The 22,894-nt window shown below is 33.5% G+C and carries 21 protein-coding genes and 1 riboswitch; of the genes, 14 read left to right on the top strand and 7 right to left on the bottom strand.

From position 1 onward, the window contains the following. The first annotated feature begins 9 nt into the window (after positions 1–9). The 5 genes from R9X47_RS04155 to R9X47_RS04135 all read left to right on the top strand — a co-directional run bounded on the left by R9X47_RS04155 (position 10) and on the right by R9X47_RS04135 (position 5,901). Positions 10–843, top strand: a complete 834-nt coding sequence (locus R9X47_RS04155) for a carbon-nitrogen hydrolase family protein (RefSeq protein ID WP_432665456.1) — start codon at positions 10–12, stop codon at positions 841–843. 308 nt (positions 844–1,151) lie between these two features. Continuing rightward, a complete protein-coding gene (locus R9X47_RS04150) occupies positions 1,152–2,222 on the top strand; it encodes a pyridoxal-phosphate-dependent aminotransferase family protein (protein ID WP_432665455.1) in 1,071 nt (356 codons plus the stop codon). Between the two features lie 29 nt (positions 2,223–2,251). Beyond that, the gene (locus R9X47_RS04145; RefSeq protein WP_432665454.1) at positions 2,252–3,163 is read left to right on the top strand and encodes a D-2-hydroxyacid dehydrogenase; all 912 of its coding nucleotides are present in this window, start codon (positions 2,252–2,254) and stop codon (positions 3,161–3,163) included. Positions 3,164–3,174: 11 nt separating this feature from the next. Further along, positions 3,175–4,425 (top strand): DUF1015 domain-containing protein, encoded by a 1,251-nt coding sequence (locus tag R9X47_RS04140; protein WP_432665453.1) that lies wholly within the window; start codon positions 3,175–3,177, stop codon positions 4,423–4,425. Between the two features lie 195 nt (positions 4,426–4,620). Then, complete coding sequence (locus tag R9X47_RS04135) at positions 4,621–5,901, top strand: glycosyl hydrolase family 18 protein (protein WP_432665452.1); 1,281 nt, start codon at positions 4,621–4,623, stop codon at positions 5,899–5,901. A gap of 210 nt (positions 5,902–6,111) precedes the next feature. Here R9X47_RS04135 and cotE (R9X47_RS04130) read toward each other — a convergent pair whose 3' ends face one another. Next, positions 6,112–6,723 (bottom strand): outer spore coat protein CotE, encoded by a 612-nt coding sequence (cotE, locus tag R9X47_RS04130; RefSeq protein ID WP_432665450.1) that lies wholly within the window; start codon positions 6,721–6,723, stop codon positions 6,112–6,114. 679 nt (positions 6,724–7,402) lie between these two features. Between cotE (R9X47_RS04130) and R9X47_RS04125 the strand changes: the two genes are divergently transcribed. Continuing rightward, positions 7,403–7,660, top strand: coding sequence for an amphi-Trp domain-containing protein (locus tag R9X47_RS04125; RefSeq protein ID WP_432665449.1), 258 nt, complete (start codon positions 7,403–7,405; stop codon positions 7,658–7,660). A gap of 246 nt (positions 7,661–7,906) precedes the next feature. Here the strand turns inward: R9X47_RS04125 and cotE (R9X47_RS04120) are convergent, their stop codons facing one another. Beyond that, positions 7,907–8,518, bottom strand: coding sequence for an outer spore coat protein CotE (gene cotE / locus R9X47_RS04120; RefSeq protein WP_432665448.1), 612 nt, complete (start codon positions 8,516–8,518; stop codon positions 7,907–7,909). Positions 8,519–8,831: 313 nt separating this feature from the next. Between cotE (R9X47_RS04120) and R9X47_RS04115 the strand changes: the two genes are divergently transcribed. The 5 genes from R9X47_RS04115 to R9X47_RS04095 all read left to right on the top strand — a co-directional run bounded on the left by R9X47_RS04115 (position 8,832) and on the right by R9X47_RS04095 (position 13,601). Further along, positions 8,832–9,773, top strand: a complete 942-nt coding sequence (locus R9X47_RS04115) for an NAD-dependent epimerase/dehydratase family protein (RefSeq protein ID WP_432665447.1) — start codon at positions 8,832–8,834, stop codon at positions 9,771–9,773. Positions 9,774–10,058: 285 nt separating this feature from the next. Then, positions 10,059–10,319 (top strand): amphi-Trp domain-containing protein, encoded by a 261-nt coding sequence (locus R9X47_RS04110; RefSeq protein WP_432665446.1) that lies wholly within the window; start codon positions 10,059–10,061, stop codon positions 10,317–10,319. A 58-nt stretch (positions 10,320–10,377) separates the two neighbouring features. Then, the gene (locus R9X47_RS04105) at positions 10,378–11,406 is read left to right on the top strand and encodes a CotS family spore coat protein (RefSeq protein WP_432665445.1); all 1,029 of its coding nucleotides are present in this window, start codon (positions 10,378–10,380) and stop codon (positions 11,404–11,406) included. A gap of 23 nt (positions 11,407–11,429) precedes the next feature. Beyond that, a complete protein-coding gene (locus R9X47_RS04100; protein WP_432665444.1) occupies positions 11,430–12,440 on the top strand; it encodes a CotS family spore coat protein in 1,011 nt (336 codons plus the stop codon). 12 nt (positions 12,441–12,452) lie between these two features. After that, a complete protein-coding gene (locus tag R9X47_RS04095) occupies positions 12,453–13,601 on the top strand; it encodes a glycosyltransferase family 4 protein (protein WP_432665443.1) in 1,149 nt (382 codons plus the stop codon). 213 nt (positions 13,602–13,814) lie between these two features. Here R9X47_RS04095 and R9X47_RS04090 read toward each other — a convergent pair whose 3' ends face one another. From R9X47_RS04090 to R9X47_RS04070, 5 genes are all read right to left on the bottom strand, one after another. Further along, positions 13,815–15,122 carry a UDP-glucose dehydrogenase family protein gene (locus R9X47_RS04090; protein WP_432665442.1) on the bottom strand — a complete coding sequence of 436 codons (1,308 nt, stop codon included), beginning with the start codon at positions 15,120–15,122 and terminating at the stop codon, positions 13,815–13,817. A gap of 190 nt (positions 15,123–15,312) precedes the next feature. Next, the gene (locus R9X47_RS04085) at positions 15,313–16,866 is read right to left on the bottom strand and encodes a Na+/H+ antiporter NhaC family protein (protein ID WP_432665441.1); all 1,554 of its coding nucleotides are present in this window, start codon (positions 16,864–16,866) and stop codon (positions 15,313–15,315) included. Between the two features lie 141 nt (positions 16,867–17,007). After that, a riboswitch (Lysine riboswitch) is annotated at positions 17,008–17,190 on the bottom strand. Between the two features lie 154 nt (positions 17,191–17,344). Beyond that, positions 17,345–17,806 carry a hypothetical protein gene (locus R9X47_RS04080; RefSeq protein ID WP_432665440.1) on the bottom strand — a complete coding sequence of 154 codons (462 nt, stop codon included), beginning with the start codon at positions 17,804–17,806 and terminating at the stop codon, positions 17,345–17,347. A 33-nt stretch (positions 17,807–17,839) separates the two neighbouring features. Further along, on the bottom strand, positions 17,840–18,289 hold the full coding sequence (locus R9X47_RS04075) for a CBO0543 family protein (protein ID WP_432665439.1): 450 nt from the start codon (positions 18,287–18,289) through the stop codon (positions 17,840–17,842). 29 nt (positions 18,290–18,318) lie between these two features. Continuing rightward, on the bottom strand, positions 18,319–18,864 hold the full coding sequence (locus R9X47_RS04070; protein ID WP_432665438.1) for a CBO0543 family protein: 546 nt from the start codon (positions 18,862–18,864) through the stop codon (positions 18,319–18,321). 130 nt (positions 18,865–18,994) lie between these two features. Between R9X47_RS04070 and R9X47_RS04065 the strand changes: the two genes are divergently transcribed. From R9X47_RS04065 to R9X47_RS04055, 3 genes are all read left to right on the top strand, one after another. Next, complete coding sequence (locus R9X47_RS04065) at positions 18,995–20,347, top strand: sigma-54 interaction domain-containing protein (protein WP_432665437.1); 1,353 nt, start codon at positions 18,995–18,997, stop codon at positions 20,345–20,347. A gap of 190 nt (positions 20,348–20,537) precedes the next feature. Then, on the top strand, positions 20,538–21,452 hold the full coding sequence (speB, locus tag R9X47_RS04060) for an agmatinase (RefSeq protein WP_432665436.1): 915 nt from the start codon (positions 20,538–20,540) through the stop codon (positions 21,450–21,452). A gap of 277 nt (positions 21,453–21,729) precedes the next feature. Next, a complete protein-coding gene (locus R9X47_RS04055) occupies positions 21,730–22,872 on the top strand; it encodes a stalk domain-containing protein (protein ID WP_432665435.1) in 1,143 nt (380 codons plus the stop codon). Positions 22,873–22,894 lie beyond the last annotated feature (22 nt).

Genomic DNA, 22,894 nt, shown 5'->3' with positions numbered 1-22,894 from the left:
GGAGTGTTTATGGATAATTTCAAAATAGCAGTTTGTCAGATGAAAATACTAGAGAGTAAAGAAGAGAATTTAGCTAAAGCTGAAAAGATGATAAAGGAAGCTAGTGCGAAGGGTTGTGATTTAGTAGTTTTACCTGAAATGTTCAATTGTCCCTATAATAATGATTTTTTCCCAAAATATGCTGAAGAATTTCCCGGAAGAACTAGTAGATTATTAGCTAGATTGGCTGAAAGTGAAAAGATATACGTTGTTGGAGGCTCAATTCCTGAAAAAGATGGAGAAAAAATATATAATACCTCATATATTTTTGACAAAACTGGAAAGCTAATAGGGAAGCATAGGAAAATGCATCTATTCGACATAGATGTAGAGGATGGCATAAGCTTTAAAGAGTCCGATACATTAGGTCCAGGAAATAGTGTAACAATATTTGAGACGGAATTTTGTAAAGTTGGAGTCGCTATCTGTTATGACATGAGATTTCCTGAGTTAATGAGACTAATGGCTTTGAAGGATGCAGAAGTAATTATAGTACCGGCAGCATTTAATATGACTACAGGACCTGCACACTGGCATCCATTAATAAAAATAAGAGCTCTCGATAATCAGGTATACTTTGTTGCAGCATCGCCGTCTAGAGACCTAGATTCTTCCTATATAGCATATGGACACTCATTAATAGTAGATCCGTGGGGAGATGTTGTCAGTGAAGCCGGCATAGAAGAAGAAATAATTTACGGAACAGTTGATTTAAGTAAAGTTAAAAAAATTAGAGAACAACTACCCTTATTAAAGCATAGAAGAAATGATATATATAAGGTAGATGAACTAAGTATTCATTAATTACAAAGTAATATAGCTTCAAAATGTAAAAACAGCACTTTAAAATTTATCCATCAAAACTTTTATCATACAAAATCATATTATCCAAGGTCCTGAGATTATAGGTGGGATAGCAAAGTAAAGCCTGCTCAAAAAGTAGAGATTTCACATTCTTATGCTTTTAATTGAAATAAGGTTAAATAAAAAATTCATTATTTTTATCAAAAATATTGTATAATGAATTTTTTAATGTTATTATAAACATACGAAAACGTTTTTCAATGAGACAATAAAAATAAAATAATAAAATAATGTAGGAGGTAAAACCCATGCATAAGAGATTATTTATACCTGGACCTGTAGATGTTGCTGATGATGTTCTTCAAAAACTAGCTACACCAATGATAGGTCATCGTACTAAGGATGCTTCTGACTTACAAAGAGGTATTTCTGAAAAAATGCAAAAGTTAATGTACACTAAGAATCAAATTATGTTATCAACTACTTCTGGTAGTGGTCTAATGGAAGGTGCAGTACGTTCTTGTACAAGAAAAAGAGCTGCAATATTTTCTGTAGGAGCTTTTGGTGATAGATGGTACAAGATGGCTGAGGCTAATGGAGTACCTGCAGATAAATTTACTTCAGAGTGGGGTAAGCCTACTACACCTGAAATGGTTGACGAAGCATTATCTACTGGCAAATATGACCTTGTAACAATAACACACAATGAAACTTCAACTGGTATAATGAACCCAGTAGAGGGAATTGCAGAAGTTATAAAGAAATATCCAGATGTAATATTCTGTTTAGATACAGTAAGTTCATTAGGTGGTGCAAAGGTTGAAGTGGATAAGCTTGGAGTTGACATCTGTATCGCATCAACTCAAAAGTGTCTTGGACTTCCTCCAGGATTAGCACTTTGCTCTATCTCTATGAAGGCTGTTGAGGCTGCTAAAGAAGTACCAAATAGAGGTTTATATTTAGATCTATTAAATCTTTATAACTACATACAAAAGAAAGATCATCAATACCCATCAACACCTTCTTTACCACATATGTTTGCATTAGATTATCAAATGGACAAAATCTTAGAAGAAGGTCTTGACAATAGATTTGATCGTCATTTAGAAATGGCAAAGTATGTTCGTGAGTGGGCGAATAAACATTTCGAAATGCTTGCTGAAGAGAAGTATGCTTCAAATACATTAACAACAGTAAAGAATACTAAAGGAATCAGTGTAGCTGATTTAAATAAAGAATTAGGAAAACGTGGATATATGATATCTAACGGTTATGGAGATCTTAAAGAAAAGACCTTTAGAATAGCACATATGGCTGAAACTACGTTAGATGAAATAAAGCAATTACTTTCAATCATTGAAGAAATCCTTGGATTGTAAGATAAGAATAACCGTTTGGAGGTTTTGATATGATAAGGATATTAGTTACTGATGGTATGGATAAAAGTGCTGTTAAGAGTTTAGTAGACGCTGGCTTTGAAGTTGTAGAACAGTTTTATGAAGTAGAAGAACTTAAAGAAAAGGTAAAAGAATTCGATGCTTTAGTTGTTCGTTCTGCAACTAAGGTTCGTAAAGAAATTATAGATGCTGCTATAGAGACAAAGAGATTAAAGCTTGTAGTTAGAGCTGGTGTAGGAGTAGATAATATTGATGTAAACTATGCCATGGAGCATGGTGTTCAAGTTATGAATACTCCAAATGCAAGTAGTGATTCTGTTGCTGAACTTGCTATTGCTCATATGTTTGCACTTGCAAGACATATACATATTGCAAATGTAACAATGAGAGAAGGCAAGTGGAATAAAAAGCAATATAAAGGAATCGAACTAAATGGTAAGACACTTGGTTTAATAGGCTTTGGAAGAATTGCAAAGTCGGTTGCTAAAAAAGCCAGTGCACTTGGTATGAATGTTATTTATACAGATAAATTTGGTTCTATGGAAGGATATGATGAGTTCACATTTGTAACTCTTGATGAACTATTAGCTAAATCAGACTTTATATCAATCCATATACCTTTCAATAAGGAAGTTGGAGCAATATTAAAGGAAGAGCAGTTTGACAAGATGAAGGATGGAGCATACTTAATCCATACTGCAAGGGGCGGAGTTGTTTGTGAGAAAGCATTAATCAAAGCCCTTGACTCAGATAAAGTTGATGCCGCAGCTATCGATGTATTTGAAGAAGAACCAACAAGAAATGAAACATTATATACTCATCCAAAGGTATCATTAACGCCTCACATTGGAGCATCTACTAAAGAAGCTCAGGCTAGGATAGGTTTGGAAGTAATTGAAGTAATAACTAAATTCTTTGCGTAGGAGGTAATATAATGGCTGTTGTAAGACCGTTTAAAGGAATTAGACCAAAGACTGAGCTAGTAGAAAAAGTTGCTTCTCTTCCATATGACGTTATGAACAGAGAAGAAGCTAAGGAAATGGCAAAGGGAAATAAAGATTCTTTCTTACATGTAGTAAGAGCTGAAATAGATGTTGACGATTCAGTAAGTCAATACGATGAAAGTGTTTATAAAACTGCAAGAAAAAACCTAGACAACATGATTGGTGAAGGTATATTAAACCAAGATGGAACTCCTAAGTTCTATATTTATAGACAAATCATGGACGGTAGAGTTCAAACTGGTATAGTAGGTTGTACTTCGATCGATGACTATATGAACGATATCATAAAAAAGCATGAGTTTACAAGACCACAAAAAGAAGTAGATAGAATAAATAACTTCGACTATTGTGATGCAAATACTGCTCCGATATTCTTAACATATAGAAAGAATGATGAGTTAAATACTATAATTAATGATTGGATAAAATTCCATAAGCCAGTATATAACTTTACAAGCGATGATGCAATAACGCATATTGCCTGGGTAATAGAAGATGAAGCGATAATAGGTAGAATTGGAGAAATCTTTGCTGGAATAGACTACTTGTATATAGCTGATGGACACCATAGATCTGCGTCATCTGTTAAGGTTGGTCTTAAGAGAAGAGAAGCTAATCCTGAGTATACTGGTCAGGAGGAATTCAACTACTTCCTGTCTGTAATTTTCCCTGATGAAGATCTATTTATCATGGACTACAATAGAGTAGTTCAAGATCTTAACGGTCTTTCTGATGAAGAGTTTATAGGTAAAGTTAAGGAAAAGTTTGATGTAGAAGAGTATAACGGAGAAGGTCAGTATAAGCCAGTAGAGAAGCATACATTTGGAATGTACTTAGAAGGAAAGTGGTACAAGTTAACTGCTAAAGATGGCATATACGATGAAAACGATCCTGTAGATAGATTAGATGTATCAATCCTACAAAAGAATCTTCTAGACCCACTACTTGGAATAGAGAATCCAAGAACTGACAAAAGAATAGATTTTGTTGGTGGTATAAGAGGATTAGAAGAGCTTGAAAGAAGAGTAGCTAAGGATATGAAGATAGCTTTCTCAATGTACCCAACAACTATGGAGGACTTAATATCAATCGCAGATGCTGGTGAAGTAATGCCTCCAAAGTCTACTTGGTTTGAACCTAAACTAAGAAGTGGATTATTTGTTCATAGATTAAATGACTAAGTCAAGGTAAGTTGCCTCACTAAGCCTTTAGATAAATAGTCTAAGGGCTTCCAAATAAACATTCAATTTTTAACAAAGATCACAGCAAATTTTGCTGTGATCTTTGTTTTTTTTGATTAAATCTTGGAACTTGTAATATAGAACTTGCAACTTCTAATAAACCTTTGCATATACTGAAACGAAAGGGGTGATTTTTTGATAATTCACGTTGTTAGACCGGGTGAAAGTTTATTTAGTATAGGACAACTATATGGTGTTGCACCTTTTAAAATTGCTGACGATAATGAATTGGCTGATCCAGGTAGACTTGTTGTAGGCCAGACCTTAGTTATATTGGAAGGGGAAAGACAACATAAAATAGCACCTGGAGAAAGTCTTTACTCTATAGCCAGACAGTATGGAGTTACAGTGCAATCCATACTTGAAGCCAACCCAGAGATAAGAAGTCCAACTGAAATTTACCCTGGGCAGGTTATAACTATTCCACCAAGAACTAAAAAATTAGGGCCTATAGAAGTTAATGGTTATGCGTTTCCAACCATTGATATGGAAGTTTTACAGAAGACATTACCTTACTTAACTTATCTCAGTATTTTTAGTTATGAAGTAAATGCAGATGGCAGTCTGAAGCCAATTGAAGACGAAGCGCTAATTAAAGCTGCTAGGGATGCTGGAGTAGCACCACTAATGGTAATCACAAACCTTGAAACTGCAGGGGGCTTCAGCAGCGATATAGCCAGAAGTATACTTAGAAATGACCAGATTCAAGAAACACTTATCAATAATGTAATTAATACTCTTAAGGAAAAGAATTATGCTGGACTTGATATTGACTTTGAGTATATATATCCTGAGGATAAAGAGTACTATAATAACTTTTTAAGAAAGGTAACTAGTAGACTTAGGCCTATGGGATATACAGTTACGACGGCAGTGGCTCCAAAGATAGCAGCCGACCAGCCAGGAGTAGTATATCAGGGTCATGATTATCCCGTACATGGAGCCTTGTTGGATCACGTAATAATAATGACCTACGAGTGGGGATATACCTATGGACCTCCATTGGCAGTAGCACCGATAAACGAAGTAGAAAAAGTTATAAACTATGCAATAACTGAGATACCAAGCAAGAAGATATATATGGGGATACCTAACTATGGGTATGATTGGACACTTCCATATACAGAAGGAACTGCAGCGAAGACGGTTACCAATGTAGGTGCAGTAGATCTAGCAGGAGATTCAAACGCAGCAATTCAATACGATCAAAAGTCTCAAGCGCCATTCTATTACTATTATGATAGTGATGGAAAACAACATGTTGTATGGTTCGAAGATGCTAGAAGTATTGATGCTAAACTTAAGCTAGCTAATAGAAAGAATCTTGGCGGTGTAAGCTACTGGACGATAAATAAGTATTTCCCGCAGAATTGGCTAGTATTGGATTCTTTGTTTGATATCAAAAAGGTTCTTTAGACGTATTATAAAAAAGTGGGGCTGTCTCTTAAAAGTCTCTTATGAGTTCAGCCCCGGGGCGTTTCAGAATGAATGAAGTTCAAGGTTTTGAAATACAGGCGGTTTAGCGAGTACTGACGTACGTGCTAAGTCGTCTGAACTTTAAATAGCGCAGAAATTTTTCATTCTGAGACACTACATAGAGTGAATATCTATGCTAAGGAAAAAATATTAATCACAGTCATCGTAATTGACGTCATCAGATTCATTGAAAAACTTATCAAAGAAAGTCGTATCTGAATCATAAGCCACTTCTTTATATTCCTTCTTCTTTTTATGTCCACGATCAAGTACATCTATCTTTGATTCCTCAAAAACTTCTGCTGCCAATTCATACTCAAGCTGGGCTGCTATTGTTGGTACTCCAGCTCTATTAACAATCATAGTTCCTAGACAAACCGGAGTTTTGTTGATCCAAGTTTTTACATTTTTAATGATATCATTTTTTTTGAAGTGAGCTTTTCCCTCAAGATTTTTTAAATTTATTATTTGAGAGAATTCTGTATCACCCTTTGACACAGCTGTATTTCTATTGGTGTAATACCACAAATGAACTTTAAATTTCCCTTCTATTCTAAGATTTATATACTCATGAGTGAAATTTTCAAGTTTAGCTGAATGAATTTCTGCATCTGTTATAAAGCATCCTAAAACTTGTTTAGGTTCTATATCCTCTTCTGGAGATATATATACAGTATTTTGACATGTCTGAGTAGCCCTGCCAAATAGGGTTTTAGTTAGTATAGTTCTCATATCGCCGTTATAAGAATTATTATCGCTCATAGTTTCCCTCCTTTTTCAATAATATAATATTCCAGCGGAAATAATATGTGATATTATTAAGCGCATATTATTCATAGAAAATTCAAAACTACTTACATTATTCCAAACCTTATATGAATAATCCGGGATAATTATATCCTTTAAAATTATCGCACACGGTATGTCTCTGGAAATATAATATTATTGAAATTAAAGAAATTGATAGAGGTTATAAGATTTTTAGAAAAGATAATTGAAAAAAAGGCAACAATAAAATTTGTGTCAAAATAAGATGGTGATGTTAGGGATACTTATACTGATACAAGAAAATAAAACAGGACCTTGGGTTTGTGACTTCAGTAGATATAGGAGAGGGCTTAACTAATCAAGTAGATTATCTGAAATCAATTATGTAGAAGACAAGAATCACACAAATTGACTTTTAGAATATAATGTAGTGGAAAAAGAAGGGGGGGACAATAGAAGATTCACAGGATAATATGAACTCAAATAAAGAGTAGAAGTATAGACTGTATTTGGGGAAAAATTAGCAGAAAGACAAAAAGCGAAGGAGCTATTTGGAAGGAGATATAAAATAGTTCTAGTGATTCAGAACATTTAAATAAGGATTGCTTTACTATATATGTAAGATGATTAATTAAAATTAAAAGAGATATAAATAAAAGGGAGGATATAATAAATGAAATACAAAGAAAAATTTGTAGGTTCTAAGAAAGAGTGTCTTGAGCAATTAAAAGGAGTATTCACAAATTTATTAAAAGAAAGACTTGAGGTAGAAGGCGAAATGGTTACTATGCCTGATGACAAAGAACTTGAGTACAAAATAAAATTTGAAGACGTTCCAGAAATGGAAGGATCAGTAGCTATAAAAATAGCCTGGTCATATATTGAAGAAGAATACGAAGAAGAAGAACCAGAAGACGATTTCATGTTATAAAAGGAATTAAATAATAGGGGGGATCATCCCCCTCAGATTGTGATGACAAAGTTAACAGAATAATAGACTGATGACAAATTTGAAGTGCGCGTTGTGCTAAGATCAAGAGACCGTGGCGTATATTAGAATACGTACGGCTTCTTGAGTTAAAGTAACAACGAAGAAATTCGGGTTTGTCATCAGTCTAAAAATATGATTTGGCATACTCTCTTATAAATTGAATATCTATGCTAAGGAAATAAAATATTAATCACAGTCATCGTAATTGACATCATCAGATTCATTGAAGAACTTATCAAAGAAAGTTTCATCTGAATCATAAATCACTTCTTTATACTTTTTCTTCTTTTTATGCCCATGATCAAGAATGTCTATCTTTGATTCCTCAAAAACTTCTGCTGCTAATTCATATTCAAGCTGGGCTGCTATTGTTGGTACTCCATCTCTGTTAACAATCATAGTTCCTAGACAAATCGGAGTTTTATTGATCCAAGTTTTCACATTTTTGGTGATATCACTTTTTTTGAAGTGAGATTTTCTCTCAAGGTTTTTTAAATTTATTATTTGAGAGAATTGTGTATCACCGCTTGACACAGCTGTATTTCCATTGGTGTAATACCATAAATGAACTTTAAATTCCCCTTCTATTCTAATATTTATATACTTATGAGTGAAATTTTCAAGCTTAGCTGTATGAATCTTTGCATCTGTTATAAAGCATCCTAGGACCTCTTTAGGATCTATATCTTCTTCAGGTGATATATATACAGTGCTTTGGCACGTTTGACTAGCTCTTCCAAATAGCGCTTTAGTTAGTATAGTTTTCATATTGCCGTCACTAGAGTTCTTATCGCTCATAGTTTCCCCCCCTTTTCAATAACTATAATATTCTGGTAGAAGTAATGTGTGATATTATTAATCCCAGATTATTCATAGAAAGTTTGAAAATATGCAAGTGTAGAGAGTTCCAAGTAAATCTTAAATTATACATATCAAAATATATGATACTTCTGAGGCCTTTAGATGTGTATAAATTAAAGTTTTGAATGGAATCTCTATAGCTTCGAGTCTTCTATAAACAATCTGGGAAATCACATTTTAAAATTATCACACTTAGCATGTCCTTGGACATATATTATTATTGAAACTAGTGAAAGGGTGTGAAAGTATATTGAAGAAAGCTTTAGTAACTGGATGTGCAGGCTTTATAGGATCTCACTTGAGTGAGGCACTTGTTGATAAAGGTTTTAAGGTAATAGGGATAGACTGCTTTACAGAGTACTATGATAGAAAAATAAAAGAAAGAAACCTATCTTCATTGTTATCTAATAAAGACTTCACATTCATAGAAGAAGATTTAATGGATGTTCCACTAGATCAGTACTTAAAAGACATAGATTATGTCTTTCATCAGGCGGGGCAACCAGGTGTACGAGGAAGTTGGGGAAAACAATTTGAAAAATATATAAAAAATAATGTTCATGCGACTCAACGTCTTTTAGAAGCCGTTAAGAATTCTGGTATTAAAAAGTTTGTATATGCATCATCTTCATCTATTTATGGAAACGCAGATGTACTACCTATGCCAGAATCTCAATTACCTAGACCATTTTCGCCCTATGGTGTAACTAAATTAGCAGCTGAGCAGTTATGCAATCTTTACTTTGAAAATTATGGGGTTCCTATAACTTCACTAAGATATTTTACCGTATATGGACCAAGGCAAAGACCTGAAATGGCTATGAGCACATTTATCAGAGCAATACTCAATGATAATTGCTTATCAATATATGGAGATGGAAATCAAGGTCGTGATTTTACTTATATAGATGATATAGTAAAGGCTAATTTATTAGCTATGGAGTCTTCACTAGAAGGCGAAGTTTTTAATGTAGGTAGTAGTCGACCTATCAAATTAATAGAGGTTATAAGAATTTTAGAAAAGATAATTGGGAAAAAAGCAAAAATAAAATTTGCGTCAAAACAAGATGGTGATGTGAAGGACACCTATGCTGATACAAAAAAAATAAAAGAGGCCCTTGAGTTTGTGACCTCAGTAGGTATAGAAGAGGGATTAACTAATCAAGTAGATTATATAAAATCAATTATTTAGGAGACAAGAATCACATAAATTGATTTTCAGAATATAATGTAGTGGAAAAAAGAAGGGGGTGGCAATAGAAAATCTATAGGATAATATGAACTCAGATGAAGAGTAAAAGTATAGACTGCATATAAGGAAAGATTGGTTGTAGAGCAAAAAGAAAAAAGGTTGTTTGCAAAGATATATATAATGGTTCTAGTGATTCAAAACATATAAATATGAATTGCTCTACTATTGGTGTGAGGTTATTAATTAAAATTAAAAGAGATGTAAATAAAAGGGAGGATATAATAAGTGAAATATAAAGAAAAATTTGTAGGTACCAAAGGGGAGTGTCTTGCACAATTAAGATCAGTATTCACAAATTTACTAAATGAAAGACTTGAAGTAGAAGGCGAAATGGTTGAAATGCCTGATGACAAAGAACTTGAGTATAAAATAAAATATGAAGACGTTCCAGAAATGGAAGGTTCAGTAGCAATCAAGATAGCTTGGTCATATATTGAAGAGCCAGAAGAAGAAGAAGAAGAGCCAGAAGACGAATTCGTATTATAGAAGGGATAGAATAATAGGGGGAATGATCCCCCTATTATCATAAGGGGGAAAAAATATTATGAATTCTTACATGAAGGATGTAAGAAGAGCCTTAGAAAACTATGATATTGAAGTATTAGGAATTAGGACTGAATCCTACAAGGGGAAAAAAGGTGTATGGTGGATAAGAACACCAAAGGGCCAAAAAATACTAAAAAAGCAATCTCATTCTGTTAAGACATTAGACTTTATACTTGCTGGAGTAGAACACCTCATGAGGAATGGTATCAAAATACCTGAAATAATAAAAACAAAGGAAGGCAATGATTATGCCCTTGTAGATAATACCTGCTACGTATTAAGTGAAGCTATCGATGGAAAAACCTTAGATTATTCTAGTGCTAGAAGTATTGAAAGAATAGTCGGAGAACTGGCTAAGTTCCATAGAGCTTCAGTTGGTTTTGCTCCGCCTGAGAATTGTAAGGTAAGAACACATTTAGGTTTATGGATAGAGAAATATCAAAAAGAAGTAGATAAACTAAAGGGTTACTATGAAATGGAGAAATCTAAAAGTAGTCATACATCATTCGGTAGAATAATACTTAAAGAGTATCCTTATTTTTATAGGAGAATGGAGGACGCTCTTAATGGGTTTAATGATGCTCCTTATCAGATGTGGGTAAATGAGGTTGAGCAAACAGGCGCACTATGCCATCAGGACTTTACAGCAGGGAACCTTATCTATACAGAAGCTAAAGACCTATATGTCTTAGATACAGATTCATTAACTATAGATATACCCCTTAGAGATATAAGAAAAATATTAAACAAAATTATGAAAAGAAAAAAGCAATGGGATATGGAGTTAGTAGAGGATATCTTGGGATACTATCAAAAGAAAAATCCATTAGAATCTTGGAAATGGGAAGTCCTTAGACCGACATTAACGTATCCACATCTATTTACAGGAATTATGAGTAAATATTACGAAAGAAGAGAAAAAACGTGGACGGAGCAAAAGTATTTGAGTCGATTGAAAGAGATGATAACAATAGAAAAATCATTAGACCCTATTATAGAGAACTTTGATAATATTCGTCCTTTATAACAAAGAGAAAAGAGGTGTATAGAGTGAAAAAAAAAGGAAGTATAACAGAGTTAACTGAGTTAGGCCATGAAGTACTTTTAAGATATGGTATCGTTCCAGACAGTTTGAAGATAATACAAAATAACGGCTTAAAGACCCTGTGGAAGCTTACTTATAATAATGAAACAAAATGCCTTAAACGATTAAAGCATTCAAAGGACAAATCTTTATTTAGAGTAAACTCTCAGATCCATATTCATAACAATGGTGGTAAGGTAGCAGAGATATATCTAAATCTTGATGATGAAGCCATCACAGAGTATGAAGGACAATTATTTGTATTATATGAATGGATAGATGGTAGAAATCTCAATTTTGCTAAATCATCGGATTTATGTACTGCACTAGGAGGTTTAGCAGATTTTCATGTACATTCAAAGGGGTATAGAGCAGCAGAAAATGTTGAAATATCTTCAAAGCTGGGAAGATGGGCAGAGCAATATGAATCAATGAAAAAAAGGATGCTTAAGTGGAAAGGCGTGGCTATGGAAAAGGCTGATAAGGGACCATATAAGACCTACTTAGATCATGTTGACTCCATAATTCGAATAGCTGATCTAGCACTTAGTAGCTTAGAGCAATCCTCCTACAATCTATTGACTAATATAGAGCTTTATGAGTCGTGTTTATGCCATCAAGATTATGGTGAAGGTAATGTGATTTTGGCCGGTAAGGATTTATATGTAATAGATTTAGATGGCGTAACTTATGATCTGCCAATTAGAGATTTACGGAAAATTATCGGAAAGCGCATGGAAAAAAGAGGGGAATGGAATAGAGATATCATAGAAAAGATATTGAGATGCTATGAGAGAAATAATAGGTTGACTCCAGCAGAAAGAGAGATATTAAAAATCGACTTACTATTCCCTCATTGGTTCTTTGCAACGGTAAAGAATATGTTTAAGAAAAACAAAGCATTAAGTTCAGGTAAAATATTAAAAATTGCTAATCTAGAAAAAAGTAAAGTTAATGTTCTAAAAGACATGTTTTAAAGGAGGTAGACTGTGAAGATTGCTTTAGTTTGTACTGAAAAACTTCCTGTTCCTCCTGTTTTGGGGGGAGCGATACAGATATATCTTGACGCTATTTTACCTACTTTGGCTAAGCGTCACGAAATAACCCAATTTAGTCTACAAAATAGTACATTGCCTTCAAGAGAGAAAATTGGAAACATAAGACATGTAAGGATTAAGGGTAAAACCGCTGATCAATATATTAATAATATAAAAAAAGAACTTGCAAGTGAATTTAAAGATGAATTTGATCTAATTCATGTGTTAAATAGGCCACTTTGGGTACTTAGATTAAGCGGAGTTGCACCGAACAGTGCCTTCAGTTTAAGCTTGCATAACGAAATGTTTGCACCTAAAAAAATTGATCCAGGTAGAGCAAAAAGATGTATAAATAGAGTTGAGTTTATGACTACAGTAAGTAAGTTTATTGCCGATGGTGTAACTGAGCTATATCCAGCAGCTAACGGTAAAATGAATGTTGTATATTCCGCCGTTGATGCAGAAAAAATGAAGCCTATCTGGCATGAAGATGTTTTAAAGGAAAGAGATTTCATGAGAAAGCAATATGGCCTTGAAGGTAAAAAAGTAATAACTTATATCGGTAGATTAAGTAAGAAAAAAGGAACACATGTTTTGTTAAAAGCGATGAAGCAGGTAATGGAAACCCATCCTAACACAGCATTACTATTTGTAGGTAGTAAATGGTATGGCAAAAATCAAACCGACGACTATATCAAGAAATTGCAAGATTTCTCAAAGACACTGAATGGACCTGTTATATTTACAGGCTTCCTAGCTCCTAAGGTAATCCCTAAATATTATAATATGGGTGACATATTTGTTTGTGCATCACAGTGGAGAGAACCGCTTGCAAGGGTTCATTATGAAGCAATGGGAGCAGGACTTCCTATTATAACCACTGATAGAGGCGGGAATGCCGAAGTAATTGAAGAAAATGTTAATGGGCTTTTGATTAGAGATTATAGTAATCATGAAGTAATGGCGGAAAAAATCATTTATCTTTTAGAAAATGAATACAATGCTCTAAAAATGGGTGAAATGGGTAGAAAGTTTGCTGTGGAAAAATACAATTGGGATAGAGTAGCATCACAGCTTTTAGATCTTTTTGAAGGAATATAATTTATGTTGGCTAACTGTTTACAGTTAATAGATAGCAGTAAGTCTTGAGAGTAAGAAACTAGGGTCATATGTTTGCATGTTGTTGCTAAATAAAAGTTAACAAAAAAAAGCTGCTGGCAATGAAGTCAGCGGCTTTTTAATATTTCTATATAAGAAATTAACATCTTCCATTTTTAATCCTAGAGAGTAAAGCTAACGACTAACAGCCAGTAGCTAAGCATTTACCCAGCTTCCTCTTCCGACAGAGTAGTACTGCAAAGCATTTTTCTTAACCTCTTTTAAATCTAAAATATTTCTACCATCAATAACCATTGGAGTGGACATTTTCTTCTTAACTATAGATAAATCTAATGTCGAGAACTCCGGCCAATCTGTGCATATAACTGCACAATGGGAATCTACTAGACTTTCATATAAATCATCACAATAATTTATATTTGGAAATATTTTTTTGATTTCATCGGAAGCTTCTAAATCATAGGCTTTAATGACCGCACCTTGCTTTAATAATTCCTCAATTATATATAGTGAAGGAGCTTCTCTAATATCATTGGTGCCAGCTTTAAAGGTTAGACCTAATATTGTTATAGTTTTATCCTTTAAACTCTTATATCGATCCATTAATATTTTTACCGGAAGTACTCTCTGATTTTCATTTACTTCTATGGCACTATTAACGACTTTAAAGTCACATCCATTCTTTTTCCCAATTGATACTAAGGCCTTAGTATCCTTTGGAAAGCAAGAGCCACCATAACCAATTCCTGCCCTCAAAAATTCTGGAGAGATTCTTTTATCAAGTCCCATACCAGCAGCAACTGCTTCAACATTTGCACCAACTTTATTACACAAATTAGCTATCTCATTTATAAAAGAAATTTTTGTTGCGAGAAAGGCGTTGGAAGCATATTTAATTAATTCTGCCGCTTCCGGTGGAGTGAAAACTACCTTCGAATTAAAAGGCTCATACAGTTTTTTCATTATCATCTTAGCCTTTTCGCTATCATAACCGATGACAATTCTATCTCCATTTAGGAAATCATGTATTGCCTTTCCCTCTCTTAGAAACTCAGGATTAGAAACAACATCAAATTTATCCTTAGAGACTCCATTATTTATAAGCAAATCTTTTACATATTTTTGAGTGCCTACTGGGACAGTACTCTTGTTTACAATAACCTTGTATTTATTAATCGAATGAGAAATTTGATTAACAACCTCAGTAACTTGCGTTATATCAACATCCCAATTATCCATTTCTGGTGTCCCTACTGCAATAAATACCACATCGGAATCACTTATAGCTTGATGGATATTCTTTGTAAAGAAAATACTTTTAGAACTTAAACAATCATTAAGTAGCTCTTCAAGATTTTCTTCAAAGATTGTGGGAATACCTTTATTTAGTTTTTCGACTTTTTCTATGTCTTTCTCGACGCATATCACTTTATTTCCATGTTTTGCAAAGCCTAGCGATGTGATTAATCCCACATATCCAGCACCTATAACAGATATATTCATCTTAGTCACCTTCCTAAATGTATTTATAACTATATAGCTTTTCAGATATAGTTAACTTTCAAAGAAACAACCCTAGATTAGGTCCTAAATCCTTAGTTAGGGCTAATACATTATATTGAAAAATGCTTATAAGGTGACAAATAAATATATAGTTTTGACAAAGTAAACCTTACTTTTCTATTGCTATTTATTACTTTGTAACTTGTGCCCCGGAAACTTTATCCGTAGAGCGTCCAAATCTAAATAAGAATCCTATTAATAAAGCCCCGCCTAAGATAAGAGAAATAAATGGATTCAAGCCAAGTCCTGCAGGTATAAAGCCAACTATTATAGAAACCAATGCTACAGTTATAGCATAAGGGAGTTGTGTTTTGACATGGGCTATATGATCACATGCACTTGCCATAGAAGACATTATTGTTGTATCCGATACGGGAGAACAATGGTCTCCAAAAACCGCTCCAGTTAAAACAGAACCTACAACAGGAATAAGTAATTCTGTACCTCCAAGCTGTACCGCCAATGGTATTGCCAGAGGCATAACTATGGTGTTAGCACCCCAAGACGATCCAGTTGAGAAAGCTACCAAGCAAGGTAATATAAACATAAGTAATGGTAAAAGTGATGGTGGTAGATTTCCCTTAGCTAATCCCACAATGAATTCTGCAGTGCCAAGATCATCATTAACACCGCCTAAGGACCAAGCTAGTACTAATATTAGCGAAGCGACGGTCATAGACTTAACTCCTGATACCCAAGAGTCTAATATCTCATTTATAGATAATAGCCTTTGAGCTAAGGACATTAACGCAGCAATAATTGCTCCTCCAAAGGATGACCAAAGTAAAACTACGCTGGCATCAGCATTTCCAAAAGCTGTCTGAATACCAACACCATTGAGACCACCACCATTGATAAATAGGCCAATAACTGTAATGACAATGACAGAGAATATTGGAATAACCGCATTATACCATTTGCCATCAATGTCTTCTGGGACTAAAGACGATACCTCATCGGAAACTATGGGATTAGCATTATCGCTATAAAGCTTACCAGTTAATCTAGTTCTCCCTTCTGCCCTTGCCATTGGACCGAAATCTTTTCCTGTGAAAATAACTAATAAAACAAATAGCAAGGCTAAGATGCTATAAAATCTATAGGGGATAGTCTGGAGAAAAATCTTGTATGGATTAAGATCTAGACCAAGCTTAGTTATACTATCTCTTATTAGCCCGGTTTCAAAGCCAACCCAAGTGGATATCAGAGCTATACTCGATACAGGAGCAGCTGTTGAATCAACTATATATGCTAACTTCTCTCTAGAGATCTTCATTTTATCAGTAATGCCTCTCATAGTATTCCCGACTATAAGAGAATTTGCGTAATCATCAAAGAAAATAAGAACTCCCATAAGCCAAGTCATAAATAATGTTGACTTAGTTCCTTTGGCCTTACTAACAATTACATTGGCTATACCCTTTGTTCCGCCATTTCTACTAAGCAGCCCGATTAAACCTCCAATAGAAAGGCAAAAAATAAGTATACTAACATTCCATTCATCGGTTAAAGAACCAACAACATATTTATTTAGGGTAGTAGTGAATCCAAGTATAGGATTAGAAGATACAATTGTTGCACCTACTAAAACCGCTAAAAATAGTGACAATAGAACTTCGCCAGTTAATAGTGATAAAATAATTGCTAAGATTGGTGGTAATATTGATAACCATCCGTATTCCATAATCGATTCCTCCTAATATTATTAAAATCTTCTAAGGCGATAGGAGCATGTAACTGTTAACAACAAAAAAACACCTAACTAGACTAGTCAGGTGTTTAAGCATCACAAAAACAGAAGATACACCTATCCCAAATCTGCCCATAATGAGATAGCACTCCATCAGATGGTAGGGCAAGCAACCTGATGACAGTCCTACACCTATTCGATGTAGACCCAGCAATAGATTTTGTTATCTATCGCTTCGGCGATAACTCCTTTTCCTATACTTCTAGGGCTTTCGGCCTCCATATAGGTACTCTTAGGTATCGCGCCTCTACCTCAACCATTTAGGGATGAGGTAATAGTATTTAATTGACATGTATAAAAATTTATCACAGCATAAATAACTTGTCAATAAAAAAAGTTTATTATTGAAAATTGAAATGATTTTAAAAATTTATGAATTTTTAAGGGGATTGATATGTTTTGTGAAATGTCCTTAGACTTTACGAAGAAGTATTTTCATTAGTTGAAATCCTATAGATAAACCTAATCCGCCAGCGATTAAGGGTAACCAAACTGGACCTAATGGTGTGTCTAGAACTTCAAAATTCTTTGAGTATATTACTCCAACTGTAGAAAAATAAGCAGCAAGGACAAAGGGGAGAAAAAGATAGGGAGTGGGCCTATCAACTGAATCTTTATAAGCATCCCAAATAGAGAAAAAGTATATGCAAGGATAGTACATTAACCAATAAAAGTTTGTAACCTCAATAGATCTTTGAATATTACCGTGAAAACTAAACATAATTGCAGTATTTAGATTAGCCTTAAGATTGATAAAGATTTCTAAGGTAATTAAGACCATTCCTTTAAAATATGCTTTATTTAGTAGCTGTCCAAACCCTGGTATAGCAATGCTCCATAAAACCTTCTCAAGCCCGTTGCCCTTAGACGACATACACGTTTCACATCCTCTGTTCAAAGTGAATGATTAATCATAAATCCAATGGTGAAAACCCCTCCAGATATAAAGGCTCAGAAACCACAGAACATATGAATGGTACCATTTAAATCCATTAGAGTATTCTATTAGATTAGTGAACTTTCCAATAAGTACCTCAATTACTATCAATACAGTTGTCCAAGAAAGGGCCCAAAATAATTTCTTATTTGACTTTGTAGGGTAATATCTGACCCAAAACATTGCAATAATAGGTACTACAACTACATTTACGGGTATTGAAATGTCTTTTACTATTGGAAAAATCCTTACTGGAAAACTCCAGAATTTATAGTACTTTGCAATGTAACACCAAAGATTAGCATAAAGACTGGCGAACATGGCAACAGGAACAAACTTTTTCATTCCTTTCTTCATTATAATCAATGCCATTATTGATATAAACATTGCTAAGTATTGAATTAGAGTCTCTACACTCATATGATTGTCACAACCTTTGGAAAAATTATTTAACCGAATCTTGATATCTTATTTAATTTACTAATGATAAGTTTACCGATTATTGCAATTGCAAAATATATAGGAAATGAGTATATGTATTTCCAAGTTAATGTTCTATAAATGCCCAACCATACTAAAAAAGGTTCGAGAATAAAAGCACAACAAAGAGAAAAAATTAAATTTGATATAGCAAAGGACTTCCATTTAGGAAAGAACTGATAAATTACCATATAGCAAACAGGTAAGGCGCTAAAGTCGACGGAATTTAATCTGTCGGCTACTTGAACTAATTCATAGGGATATGCCCAAAGTGAAAGGGCTCGCCCCAAATCATCGAAAGTAGAGCCTACTATCATAATGAAAGAACCATATAGTAGTAGTTCCTTAATCTGTTTTTTATCACAGATCTTCCACCAAATAAGCCATGGCAGAATAAAAGTAATAAGTAGTATCCACCAATTTAGTGAAAATACAACATGATCCTTCCAATATTGGTGTTCTAAATTTGCAAGCTTTTTATGAAGTTTTAAAATATCATTAAATGTATCTAACATTATGTATCACCTAAATAAAAAGTAAGTTCGATCATTATATTATTTTACCCCTTATATAATAAAAAATACTTAATATATATTCTTGAAAATTAGATGGTAAGTATATTATAATATCACTAAAAAAGTAGAGGTGCCGAAATTGATAAAGGAATACCTTAAATATATGACGGAAATATATGAATTTGTCGATGCTCTGTTGATTGTAAATAAGGCGGGGATAGTAGAGTATTCTACTATATTTAATGATAAGCTGGAAAGCCTAAAAAACGAAGAGATTACGGGTAAGCATATATTAGAAGTGTACCCATCATTAACTGAAAAAACTAGTAGCGTTTTGAGGGTGCTGAAAACTAAAAAGCCCATAATTAATGAAAAACAAAAAGTAATTGATTTTAGAGGTAAAGAACTGAATATAATTAATTTTACTCATCCAATAGAATACAATGGTGAGATTATTGGAGCCGTTGAAGCTTCGGTGTTTGAAGATGAATATAATAGACTTATTAAATCAGAGAATAGGCTATACAAACTAGATGATATAATCACAGAAAGTCCCAAAATGCTTGAGATTAAAAATAAAGTAGAAAGAATAGCAAAAACTAATTCATCGGTATTGATATATGGAGAGACTGGGACCGGAAAGGAAATGGTTGCACAAGCCATACACAGCCATAGTCCTAGAAAAAAAGAACCCTTTATTTCCCAAAATTGTTCAGCCATTCCAAACACATTATTAGAGAGTATTCTATTTGGTACTGTAAAAGGGAGCTACACAGGAGCTGAAAATAAGAAGGGGTTATTCGAATTAGCCCATGGAGGAACCTTATTCTTAGATGAAATTAATTCAATGGATATAGGACTTCAATCAAAAATCTTAAAGGCCCTTGAAGAGAAAAAAATTAGAAGAATTGGTGGAGAAAGCTGTATAGATATTGATGTAAGAGTGATATCAGCCATGAATGTTAACCCGATAGAAGGAATCAAAAACAACCTTATACGGAGTGATTTGTTTTATAGAATAGGGGTTATACAAATAGAGCTTCCTAATCTAATTGAAAGAAAAGAAGATATCACTTTATTAACAGATTACTTTATAGATAGATATAATAAGCTAATGAATAGAAGAATAAGCAATGTAACGAAGATGGTTGAAAAAATACTCCATAATTACAGCTGGCCAGGAAACGTTAGAGAATTAAAAAATGCTTTGGAAGCTGGTTTTAATCTGTCTACATCAAATGAAATTTCTTTAAAGGATATACCAGAATATATTATCTATAATGGGGGTTTTGATAAAGATAAGCAGAAGATTATGGAGAATTATGAAAGAGAAGATAGATCTTTAGATGAAATGGTAAATGACTTCGAAAGAGAAATAATAGTGAAAACCTTACTGGAATCAAAAAATATGTCTCAAGCTGCCAAAAAGCTTAAAATAACAAGACAATCATTAAGGTATAAAATGGATAAATTTAATCTTTAAAGTGTAAAAAAATCTTGCCTATTTTGGGCAAGATTTTTTTACGTTTTATATAGTAAAGTTGTTACTGACTCATATTAAAGTTAGATATAACAGCGTTATAAAAAGAAGGATATTCTGGCATATTTATTGCATTAATATATTATATAAAGCAAGTAACAAAAACTAGAAATTATATTAGGAGGTTTTAAATATGAAAAATACAAAGGATATGATCAAAGAAGAATCGATATGGGCTGGACTAAATCAACCCAATTTGCCAACTGAGGAAGCTGACATAGTAGTTTTCGGGATACCCTTTGATGGTGGTGTTAGCTTCAGAGGCGGTGCAAAGGATGGACCTAGAGCTTTAAGAGAGATTACCTATACTATTGCCCCAACAACAGAGCATTTTGAAAGTATAGCAGATTTAAAGATAGTTGATAAAGGCGATATTTCCGGTGAAAATAGGGATGAAATATTTAAGGAAGTAGAAGAAACCGTATGTGAACTAGTTAAAAAAGGAAAATTTTTCACTATGATTGGTGGAGATCATTCAACAACAATTCCAGTACAAAGAGGTATAGATAAAGCTTTAGACGAATCATTTGGTATTATTCACATAGATGCACACTTTGATTTATGCGACAGACTTGAAGGCGATGAACTATCCCATGGCTCTACGGAGAGAAGAGCTTTAGAATTAAAAAATGTTCCAGATAGTGAAAGTATATTCTTTATTGGTATCAGATCAATAGAGATGGATGAACTAGAGTTCATGAAAGAAAATAAAATCAATGTAGTTAATTCCTATGAATTTAATAAAATAGGGGTTGAAAAGGTCCTAGAAAATGTAAAAGAGAAAATGAAAAGATTTAATAAAATATATCTAACATTAGATATTGACTGTCTTGATCCTGCATATGCAGCTGGCACAGGTACACCTCAGTTTGGAGGGCTTAATAGTAGACAATTACTTGACCTATTGCGTGGCCTTTTTGATCTACCTATTATTGGATTTGATATTGTAGAGGTGGCTCCAAATCTAGATCCTGCTTTAACATCACTCTTTGCAGCTAGAAAGATTATTACAGAATGTTGGGGACATCAACGTAGAAAAAACTGTTAATAATTTAGATATATAAATTAAAATAGAAAAATAATTTATCAGCTTAAAAACGGCTTTAGTTATAAACTTAAGTCGTTTCTTTTGTTTGGCTATTTTTCGAAGAAAAATCTGATCAAAGCGAAGGGCTCGATGATGACTTGAGTTTACATAATATTAAAATCATTTAACAATTTTTTTGAAACTTTTATATGTAAATATAGGTCTAAATATATGAGCCAAAAGAAGAGTAAGTTTTCATTGGCATTTTAAACTGAAAATTAGAGAGGAAAATTGTAAAATGAAAAATAAAATCGTAGCATTGACATTAGCAGGAACAATATTACTTAGTAGTGCTTCCTATGCATCAATTGGAGAAAACTCTCCTATACAGCCTAAAGAGGGAGAAGTCACAATTACTCAAATATCGGCACCAATCAATCAGAAATATAAAATAATAACAAATGGTGTAGAACTGAATTTACCAGAGGATACTAAAAGTGCTTTTTATAATTCAAATGGCAATATAATGGTTCCTCTGAGGGCGGTATCAGAGGCGCTCCGATATGAGGTAGAGTGGGATAGTGATAATCAATCCATAGAAATAAAGGGTGGAAACCAGTGGACAAAGCTTTATATTGGAAAGGATGAATACTTCTTTGCTAGAATTAAGCCTTTCCCTCTAGGAGAAGCACCTGAGATAATAAATAATAGAACTTTTGTACCATTAGACTTCTTTAAAGAAATACTAAAGGCCAATGTATCGGTTGAAGGGAATAGTATAAAAATCATGAATGTATTTGAAGAAACCATTCCAGATATTTCATACAATTTTGATAAAGATCTTCAAGGGTTCGAGGGAGGATTTGCTGATTTGCCTTTAGGCGATGATGTAAAGGATTTCTATGAATTGGATTTTAAATATAAAGATATACCAGTTAAAGATGAAGGAAGTAAAGGTATTTATATGACTGGAAACAATCATAGTGATGACTTGTTTATGTATATTTACAAAAATATTGGTAAGGATGGAGAATTGAAACCTAATACCAGGTATTCGATGGACTTGACATTTAAAATGGCAACAAATGTACCAGCAGGCATGGTTGGAATAGGTGGATCTCCTGGAGAATCTGTATACGTAAAGGCCGGTATAACCAATAAAAAACCTAATGCAATTCTTGATGAAAATAATCATTATAGACTAGACATTGATAAAGGAAATCAAAGTCAAGGTGGGAAGGATCTATCAACAATAGGAAATATGGCAAAAGCAGATGAGACTATGGATGACTCATACTCATATAAGCACTTTAGAACAACATCTATAGTAGAAACCGATTCTGAAGGAAATGCTTTTATAGTAATTGGATTGGACTCAGGGTTTGAAGGAAAGACAGAAGTTTATTTTGATGATATTATGATTAGTTTTACTGAGCAATAGATAGATTCCTTGACTAAAGAAT

Source organism: Wukongibacter baidiensis, assembly GCF_050888315.1.
GTDB classification, from domain to species: domain Bacteria; phylum Bacillota; class Clostridia; order Peptostreptococcales; family Caminicellaceae; genus Wukongibacter; species Wukongibacter baidiensis.
This window is presented reverse-complemented; position numbering and strand designations above follow the sequence as displayed.